Source organism: Bacillota bacterium, assembly GCA_012839765.1.
Classification (GTDB): domain Bacteria; phylum Bacillota; class Limnochordia; order DUMW01; family DUMW01; genus DUMW01.
Window position 1 is genome coordinate 1 of sequence record DUMW01000073.1, and the last position, 9034, is coordinate 9034.

5 protein-coding genes are annotated in these 9034 nt (G+C 52.7%); all 5 read left to right on the forward strand.

The genetic code is table 11. The features are described from left to right. Positions 1 to 329: 329 nt before the first annotated feature. The 5 genes from GXX57_07540 to GXX57_07560 all read left to right on the forward strand — a co-directional run bounded on the left by GXX57_07540 (position 330) and on the right by GXX57_07560 (position 8148). Positions 330 to 650, forward strand: a complete 321-nt coding sequence (locus GXX57_07540) for a hypothetical protein (GenBank protein HHV44502.1) — start codon at positions 330 to 332, stop codon at positions 648 to 650. A gap of 34 nt (positions 651 to 684) precedes the next feature. Continuing rightward, positions 685 to 1332 carry a hypothetical protein gene (locus GXX57_07545; protein ID HHV44503.1) on the forward strand — a complete coding sequence of 216 codons (648 nt, stop codon included), beginning with the start codon at positions 685 to 687 and terminating at the stop codon, positions 1330 to 1332. A gap of 113 nt (positions 1333 to 1445) precedes the next feature. Beyond that, complete coding sequence (locus GXX57_07550; GenBank protein HHV44504.1) at positions 1446 to 4874, forward strand: hypothetical protein; 3429 nt, start codon at positions 1446 to 1448, stop codon at positions 4872 to 4874. Between the two features lie 64 nt (positions 4875 to 4938). Beyond that, the gene (locus GXX57_07555; protein ID HHV44505.1) at positions 4939 to 7371 is read left to right on the forward strand and encodes a hypothetical protein; all 2433 of its coding nucleotides are present in this window, start codon (positions 4939 to 4941) and stop codon (positions 7369 to 7371) included. A gap of 57 nt (positions 7372 to 7428) precedes the next feature. After that, on the forward strand, positions 7429 to 8148 hold the full coding sequence (locus tag GXX57_07560; protein ID HHV44506.1) for a helix-turn-helix domain-containing protein: 720 nt from the start codon (positions 7429 to 7431) through the stop codon (positions 8146 to 8148). The last annotated feature ends 886 nt before the right edge of the window (positions 8149 to 9034 follow it).

Consider the following 9034-nt stretch of genomic DNA (forward strand, 5'->3'; position numbering starts at 1 on the left):
ACAAAGCTCAAGCTCTTGCAGGGAAAACCCGATTCGTGCTCGAATTTCTTGCATACGAGAGACTCCTTTCTCATTCTATTTTTGGCTATCTCCATATATTGGAGACGGAGTCTCTCGATTCCTTCTTTATGCCCTCATCTTTCAATGGACCCGCGGTCTTCTATTTTTTCCAGGCCTTGCCAATCCCCACAAACTTTTGACTCATACCCATCGATATTGGTATTGGCCAATTTCCAGCCAACGATGGCAATGAATCAGTAACGCTCCTGGGTGGCGGCTGGGGATATGGGATTCCCGTTGGAGCCCAGCATCCCTATGAAAGCTGGCTTTTGGTCAAGTTTCTCACCGCCGATGCCGAGGGAGCCGGTTGGTTTGCCCAACAGCAAATGCGTCCTTCGCCGGTGATCGAATTCAGCCTTGATCCCTATTACTACAATGTCAATCCCTACTGGGACGTGATTATTCGCGCCGTATCCTCCAGTATCGTCGTTCCACCCACACCGGTTTCTGGAGAAGTGGACCAGAAGATCACCGAGGCCTATGACGTCATCCTGCAGGGCACAGCGCCTGTGGAACAAGTGCTCCTGCAACTGCAGGAGGTAGCCCAAGGGATCATTGACCGGGCTTGGGAACGTACTGGAGGTTGGTGAGCTAACCCTATTTAAATAGAGGAGGAAACAAGACATGCGTGCGAAAGTGTCTTTTGTCTTCACAATTTCTTGCCTGTTGCTGTTCAGTTCCGTGGTCATGGCCAAAGAGTTTACGCTTACAGATTTATCCGCATGGCAGGTAATCAAGGGAAGTCCTACCGAAGAGACGGCGGACGGGATCACAGGGATTCTCTTAGCACCGCCAGACAGGGATCTAGACTGGGCTGTGGGGGATTACATCCTCTTTGAACTGCCCGAGGAGATCTCCTCCGGAACGGTAACCGTTGATGCCAAGATTAGGCTAAACGGGCGGGATCGCGGTTTGGTCATCACCACCATGAAACCTTTAACCGAAGAATCCTCCGAATGGGTTGAACACTGTTCCCACGCCAATGCATATATATCCGCGGACCAAGGCCAGCTGAAGTATTTTGTTGGAGCAACCAGCGGTAGTTGGCATGTTCTCTCCGACGTAAACCTGTTTACTTGGATACCGGTGCGCCTAGAAGTCGATCTGGATGCAAAGCTGTTTCATTTTTATCTAGACGGCAATTATGTCGGTTCGGGCAACTTCCGCTTGCCTGAAGCTGATTCCCTTGTAGCCATCGGCTTTCTCCTCTACCAAGGAACCACCCCCGCCCAGTCTGCGATGGTGGCCGATGTGGTGGTCACGATTCCTTAAAGGAAAACCCTAGGGAACAAACACGCACCCATACATTTCCTTGGTGATGGAAAACTAGGCGCCTTCGGGCGCCTATTCTTTCACAATTTCTGGTTGTTAAGGAGAGGATTCTGGTGTCGCACCACACCATAGCATTACTGTTAATAGTCGTTATATTGATCAGCGCTGGGGACATCGTCGCGGCCAAAATTCTTTGGATCGAAGCGGAGGATTTTGAGGCTACCGGTTCATGGATTCGGGTGACCGATTACCCTAGCACCTTCGGGGAAGGCATCCTGCAGGGCATATCCCAAAGCAACCGACAGGCGGAAGATGCTTTTACCGCCATTGAAATTCCCGAATCGGGGCGGTGGCACCTGTGGGTAAGGAGTCGTGATTTCGACACCGACCCCGGTCGAAGGTTCTTTTCTGTCAGCATCAACGGACAGCCCTCCACCCGCTCCTTCGGCCGCCACAACGTCAATGGTTGGGCTTGGGAGTACGGTGGCAGTTTCCACCTAGAAGCAGGGGAGGCGGTGCTACGGGTTATCGATGCCTCCCGGTATTGGGCCCGCATTGACTGCCTCGTTCTCACCACGGATCCACAGTTGACTCCGCCTGCGGATACAGGTAGCCTAGTTGCGGTACAACATCGCGTCTATCCCATTAGTCAATTTGACCGCAGTGATACAGCCCTGCGTCCACAAAGCCAAAACCTGGTCAAGAAAAATGTGCTGGCCATGTTGGAAAATGACCAGGTACGTTTGGAATTTGTTCGGGTGGAAAACGGACATGCCCAATGGATCCATACGGATCTCTTCCTGAATGTGCAAGGAACCTGGCTAGATGTTTGCCTTGATCCCACCGAGCAAGGCTACTTCGTCCTACAGTCGGACACACCAGGGTATTTCGGTGCCGAAACGGGGCAGCATTACCCCATGTGGAACCGCCAAATGGTCACCGGCACCGGAGAATCGATCAGTATGCCCACGGCAAACGCCTTTGCTGCAGGTGATGGTCATTGGGTCCTGTGTCAACACCTGGGGAAAGTGGATGAGACTACGGTGCGGTTACTAGGGGAAGGCCCTGGTTTTAAGTTCGAAGCAGATTGGTCCTTAAATGAGGATGCTTCTGACCCCCATTTGACCCTGCGGCTCTTACCGGAACGGCAGCGGTATTATTCGGTGGCCTTCGTGGGCTTCTTTGAAAAGTCTTTGGATGAAATCGAGTTTCTGCTCCTTCCATATATGTGGCACAGCAAACGGCTGCCAGAGGAGAGTTATATGAACCTGGAAGCCTACCTCCCCACTCCCATTGCCTTAGTGCAGACCGAGGTGAACCAGTTGCCCTTGAGTTTCGCCCTGGCCCCAAGGCAGGAGGAGATCCCCTTCCGCTGGGCCCGTTTTACCGACTCCCGGTTTGGACTCACCATCCGGGGACCAGACGGAGAAGTGCAACCGGCCCTCTTTGCACCTCCCCTAGGGTCGCCTGAATCTCTGCGCACACCCCAGAGGGTTTATGAATTCAACCTCCTGGTCATCGTAAAGCAAGCGCCCTGGTTTACAGTCTTTACGGAACTCATTAGTGAGGAATACGGATTTAGGGATTACCGAACTAACTGGCGCCATAGTCTGAACGATGCCGTCTACAACATGATCGACTTACTACTGGATGACTACTACGGCGGATGGAATGATTCCGGTAAGGGACCGTACAATATTGAGATGAAGAATACAGTGACCCATGCGGCACCAGCCTTACCCTTATCCTTGTACCGGTTGACTGGAGATGAACGGATTTTGTGGGAACGGGCCTTGCCCACCATTGAATTCATGCTTTCCCGTCCCGGTTGGCACTTCACCTATCGTCACGAAGATGCGGAAAACCCAGAGCTGGCTCGGCTGCAAGGGCCAAATCAACAGTACGGGACTGCTACGTTTAACTCCCTTTGGCAGCTAAGTGGCCAGCTGACGCCGGCACTGTGGCATTTCGCCTTCGGACCCTTTGGGAATGTGAAACACAGTACCGCCTATTCCTCTACTCCCCTTTTTGCGGAAGAACTGGCTGCGTACTTCTTGACCGATGATGCTACTTACTTAGATCGGGCAGCCCAGCACGCCAAGGGGTTCTTGACGGACAGTGTCTATGCCCCCAAGAAAGATGAACTAGGTATGTGGCCATTCTTCAATATCAGTTTTGTGCCCAACTGGGTAGCCTTCCTCGATCTGGCCAGTCAAACCGATGAGCAATGGGTCATCGAGGGAGCCCGGGAAGGGGCAAACTGGTTGCTGACAGGGATCTGGACTCAGCCCATGTCCACCGACGGAAAAATCACTACCTCTGTCCATGACATGCTCTCCCGGGGCATGAAATTTGTCTGGTGGTACGGTGATCAGCGCTTCCGGCTGGGCGCCCCCTTTAAGAGCACAGACTTCGTGGCGGAGACGGTACCGGCGTGGGTTGTGTCCCGAGCGGGCTTAGGGTTTGAACAACCGATGACCTTTACCACCCTGGACAACGCCAATGTCTTGCAGTCCAACTGGGCTGCGGATCTGGTCCGCCTGTCGAATATCACAGGAGATCCCATCTACCGCATTTTTGCCAGGAATGCGGTTTTGGGCCGGTTCGCCAACTATCCAGGGTATTATGTGAATACCTTTTCCACGATGTATCAGAATCCCGCATATCCCTATGAAGGGCCGGATTATACCTCGCTGTATTATCACCACATCTATCCACACCTAGCCTACGTTATTGACTTTCTAGTGGCGGAAGCGGAATACCGCAGTCAAAACCAGATTCAGTTTCCTTGGGTAAGACAGGATGGCTATGCCTGGTTCAGTAGCCGGTTCTACGGCCACGCCCCCGGTACCTTCTATGGCCACGATGGGGTCTGGCTATGGCTGAATCGAGATGCGTTATCCATCAGCGATCCAGCGATCAACTACTTGATGGGACATAATACCAACCAATGGTTCCTCATGCTCATGAACGAAGCTGACGAAGAAAGGACCGTTGAGTTAAGCTGGGATCCAGAGATCCTGGGGTTAGTAGAAGATTCCGTACGGGTAACCATCCTAGACGGCCCAGCAAGTGGCTCAGCACAGATAGCCACCCGAAGGGGCATGACGGTCCACATCCCCGCCAAGGGATACCTCGCCCTGATGGTGCACGACACCAACACTAAAGTAGCCACCTACCAGCTTTACGAAGAGACGCGCCATGTTCAGAGTTCTTTTGTCTACGAAGAAAACTACAGCTTCCGGATGGGAAGCATCTTTGGCGCGATCCTGCAAGTCCAACCGGGGACATATCAGGCCTATGTTTACGCCACGGCCAGTCCCGCGATCACCCAAGCGGTGGTCCTCAACTACTACACCACAGCTGGTGAGGTACACAGGACGGAGTGCCGGGAGTTCCCCTTTGAATTCTCCATCTCCATGGATTCGGCACGGGAGTTTGGGTTTCAGCTGGAAGTGATCGACCTAACCGGAAATGCCCATGGTAGCAAATGGTTTACCCTCACTGCTCCCGAATCAGGAGAGCCCGTACCCAGCAAATAACTGCAGGTCCAAGGGGGAAGTAGTTGCTTCACCCTTGGACTGCCTTTAGGGAAAGGGGATCACAATGAAAACGGTATGGTTAACCTGGATTTTTCACGGCAACATGAGCTACGACCGGTACACAAAACAGACGATCCGGAGCGTCTTCCCTAAGATCTACCAACTGATGATCGAGGAGTTCCATCGTTACCCCGAGCTGAAAGGACATGTGGAGTTGTCCGGTCTAACCGTGCAGACCTTAAAAAAATGGTCTCCCGAGATCCTTGCCGGTTTAAAAGACTTGGCGGAACGCGAACAGATCAGCTTTACCGGTAGCTACTATGCCGCACCGGTGAATGCCTGTCTCGATGGGAACACAAACTTGCAAGCCATGCAGTTGGGTGTGAAGATCATCGAGGATGCCTTAGGTCCCGTGGACGGCTTTTTTTGCCAAGAGAAATCCTATACACCACAGCTACCCTGGGCCCTATCTCAGCTGGGCATCCGGTGGCTGGCCATGCCGGGAGAAGAAAAGCACCAGAACCCCTATATCCTCCGCGGGTTTGACGGCACCAAAGTCTACGGCATACCCATGACCTTTGGGAGCCGACGTTACCAATTGCGGGATTATATCCGGACACTACCTGACCGGAGCCTGATTGTCTTCACCCTGGATTACGAAATGTACTATCCCCTGGGTTTTGTGCTGGAGTTGATGGAAGAGCTACGGTCCGAAGGCATCCAGCTGAGAATAGGTTTAGTGCCGGAGTATCTAGAGAAGCACCCCCCTAAAGAAGAAATATTCTACGGGGTTCGGGACCGGAAAGATGTGGATGAAAGCCCGTGGTCTGGGGGTTTTAGTCGGTGGGTGAGTGATCCTAAGGATATTTTCATACATGACCTGACCATGCAAGCCAGTAATTATCTGCGGGCGGCGCGGATAGCCCGTGCTCTAGCCCAGAAGCATTGGGGAAAAGACCTGAACCCTGATGCCGAACTGGTACCGGCCCTTGCCCCGGATCTTCGCACCCTCAAGGTGGAACAGCCCGCGGAATTCAGTGAAGTAGTGGATAAGTACTTGACAGAGCACAATGTGGCAGGACTGTTGGAGCACGCAGAACACCTGCTACTGTGGGGCGTTAACAGCGATTCCCGGGGCTGGTTTCCCTTGGAGGAGCGTCGATGGGAACATGCCCAAGCCTTACGAAAAAGTCGGCGTCTTTCCGCGGAGGTTACCCACCGTTTTCTCAAACAGGTTGCCCAACGGGTCCGGTTAAATCAATCGGGCACCCCGTATTTCCTGTATAATGATACTGGAGAACGGGACGCTTTCCTGGAACTGAAGGTACCAGAGAAAGCGCAGTTCATTGATGATCGGGGCGAAATACTCCCCACCAGCTTGGAGGCCACCACGGAGGGGGAGGGCTATCGGCTGAGATTTCTGGTGCACCTGCCCGCCTTCGGCTATCATACGGTGTATCTGGTACCCAATGATGATCTGCCCGTAGAACAAATGTCCCCAGGAAACAGCATTGGGACATCGGAATTGGACCTGGTCTACCAACAGGATCAACTTTTGGTACGCACAGCCGCCGGCCGCCAGGTATCCTTGGCGCTACAGCTTCCAGCGATTATCCGGGAGCTGACCCAAAAAGCAGGGTTGTGCACCAGGGAGCTAAAACTCAGCAAAGATGCCTATGCTTGGACGGTGGAAAGTGCGTTTCCTCGGCTAGTGGTCCACCAGGAACTGGACTTCGGTCTGCACTTTATCCAGGAGTACACGGTTTGCCTTGGCGGAGTACTTTGTCAGTGGCAGTTTGATTTCAGCCGCCCCTATTTGCTCGGAGAAAAGGAACACTTTCGAATTGATGGGATCACGGCCCTGTTGCGTACCGCCCCGGGAAGTGCCTTCTACGATGCGGGATATGCCGTCCTGACACACCCTGGGGATACCGAAGACTATATCTGCGCCCTACATTCGGCGGGGATGCAGTGTGACGAAGGCTTTGGGATCCTGGCCACTTCCCTGTCCGGGGCCCAATCCTTTGAGATTGACCCCAGTAAAGGCCACTTGGGACTCTGCCTGGGTGCATCTACCGCGGGTGGACCCTCATCTCGCCCCACAGCGCCCCAGATTCACCCGCAGACAAAGGAGGTCACCCATTTTTACAGTTTTGACGAGGAAATGTTTCACGGCCGGTACAGCCATAAGTTCTTCCTGAAGATCTACGAGGGAAACTGGCAAGAAAACGATGTGATCACCCAACAACTAGATCTCACGCGACCTGTACCCAAACTCCGGGGAGAGCTACACACAGGTAAAAGCCAGACTTGGCCGGCGACCCAGTCCCTGCTATCCTTGGAACTCCCAAATGTGGTGTTACAGGACGCTGTGTTTTCCCAAGGACAGCTTCGGCTCCTAATCAATGAAGTGGCGGGCAGCGACACGGTAGTGAAGGTGAATCAGCGGGACATCCCGGTACATAGCGGTGAAGTGAAGGAGTGTATATACGGATAACGCCAACGATAGAGACACATTTTGGGGTGACGAAAACAGTCTAAAGGGGTATACACGATGAATAAGACAATCTCCAAATCACTACTTTTGCTAGAGCAAATCGTGTTTTCGGGGGGGAAGGCGGCCACCGTCAAGGACCTCAGCCAGCTTACGGGTTGGCCTCCCAGCACCGTCAGTCGGTTGTTGGGCGGCTTAGTGGACGCTAATCTCTTGCGTAAGACCGATCGGCGACACTTCGTACCGGGCATCGGTTTACTGAGACTTGCAGGCATGGCCCAACAGAGTTATCCGGCTTTGAAAAAGACTAGGGTCTTCTTAGAGGATCTTAGGACTGAAACGGGCTTGAGTGTTGGCCTAGGCATTTTGGACTATGCCAACGTGGTCTATTTGTACCACGATGGTCCAGGCATCGGGACCGGGCTCATTTACCCAGCCCCAGCCAGCACCCCCGGTACCGTGCTGTTATCCGCATTAACCGATCAAGAGCTGGTCAAGCGGTGTCCGCCAGAACAGTTTCCCATGACCCACGGGGGTTATACCTGCACCTACAATGAGTTTGCGAAAAGGATCACCCAGGCCCGACAGAAGGGCTATTTCAGCTTGGGCAACTCTCTTGCCGTCCCCGTGACCCATGGCACCAACGTAGTGGCGGCCCTGGTTCTGTATACTGGGGATGAAACATCGGTTTCTCTTGAACACCTCCAAGACCTGGAGAAAACCGCCAAAAGGCTGGCAGAAGCCACAGAATCCAGGGATTGGTGGTGGCACATCGCTTAAAATAACTGTCTAACCCCTGCGCATCCAGGGGTCTGCCCCTATTGGGAGTAAGCGTAACCCCGGGACCCGAAGTCAGTCTGGAACCGGGGTCATTCATCCTCGCATACACAACTGGGTTCAGACTTACTAGCTTTCCAATTCGGCTGTAATGGTTTCCCCATTCTTTAAGAAGGTCCCCCAATTATGTTGAGCTGCAAACATGGTATCTTTTGGTGGTGTACCCACATCGCGAACTATTGTCTAGGCATAGTCAGTAATCGTCATGCTCTTAAGATGGCCAATTGTGGGTTATGTCTTTGTGCGGTTCAAAAGAACACCAATATCTTCTTGTTCCCTGGGTGAAGGATGCAAATCAAGGTCATTAGTAACACCTTCACACAAAAAGGTCCCTCATAAGGTTTGAGAAGAATGACCTGTTCAGGAATCAAGACGACACTATTACCATCGGTGTATGTTCTTTTCATCGTAAGATCACGGTACTTCTCGTGTGGTAGTAGGATACCTAGGCTACTTCGGTTTCTCAAAAGTCTCAAGCCGATAATCCACAGCTACCCCGTGCACTGGTTCTTTAGTCTCCGAATCCATAACATAGATCGTTTCACTCTTGGCCCCAGTCCATACAATAATAGCCGCCGTCCGTCTCAGTCAACCCACCTCCCTTTAGGAATTCGAAAAAGCAATTTCCCAGAAACCCAAGTCACCCAGAAAGACAGCAATCGCATATCAACAGGCTACTTTGAGTCAAACTGTACGTCTACCTGCTACTCCTTGGAGATAATCGTCTGCTTACTGGGGGTTCCCCGGGACCCGATCAGCGGAAATCGTCTTTCCAAAGCCGCCAAGGAGTACTCCACCACTTCTGCCGCTTCCCTAGGCGACATGGTCC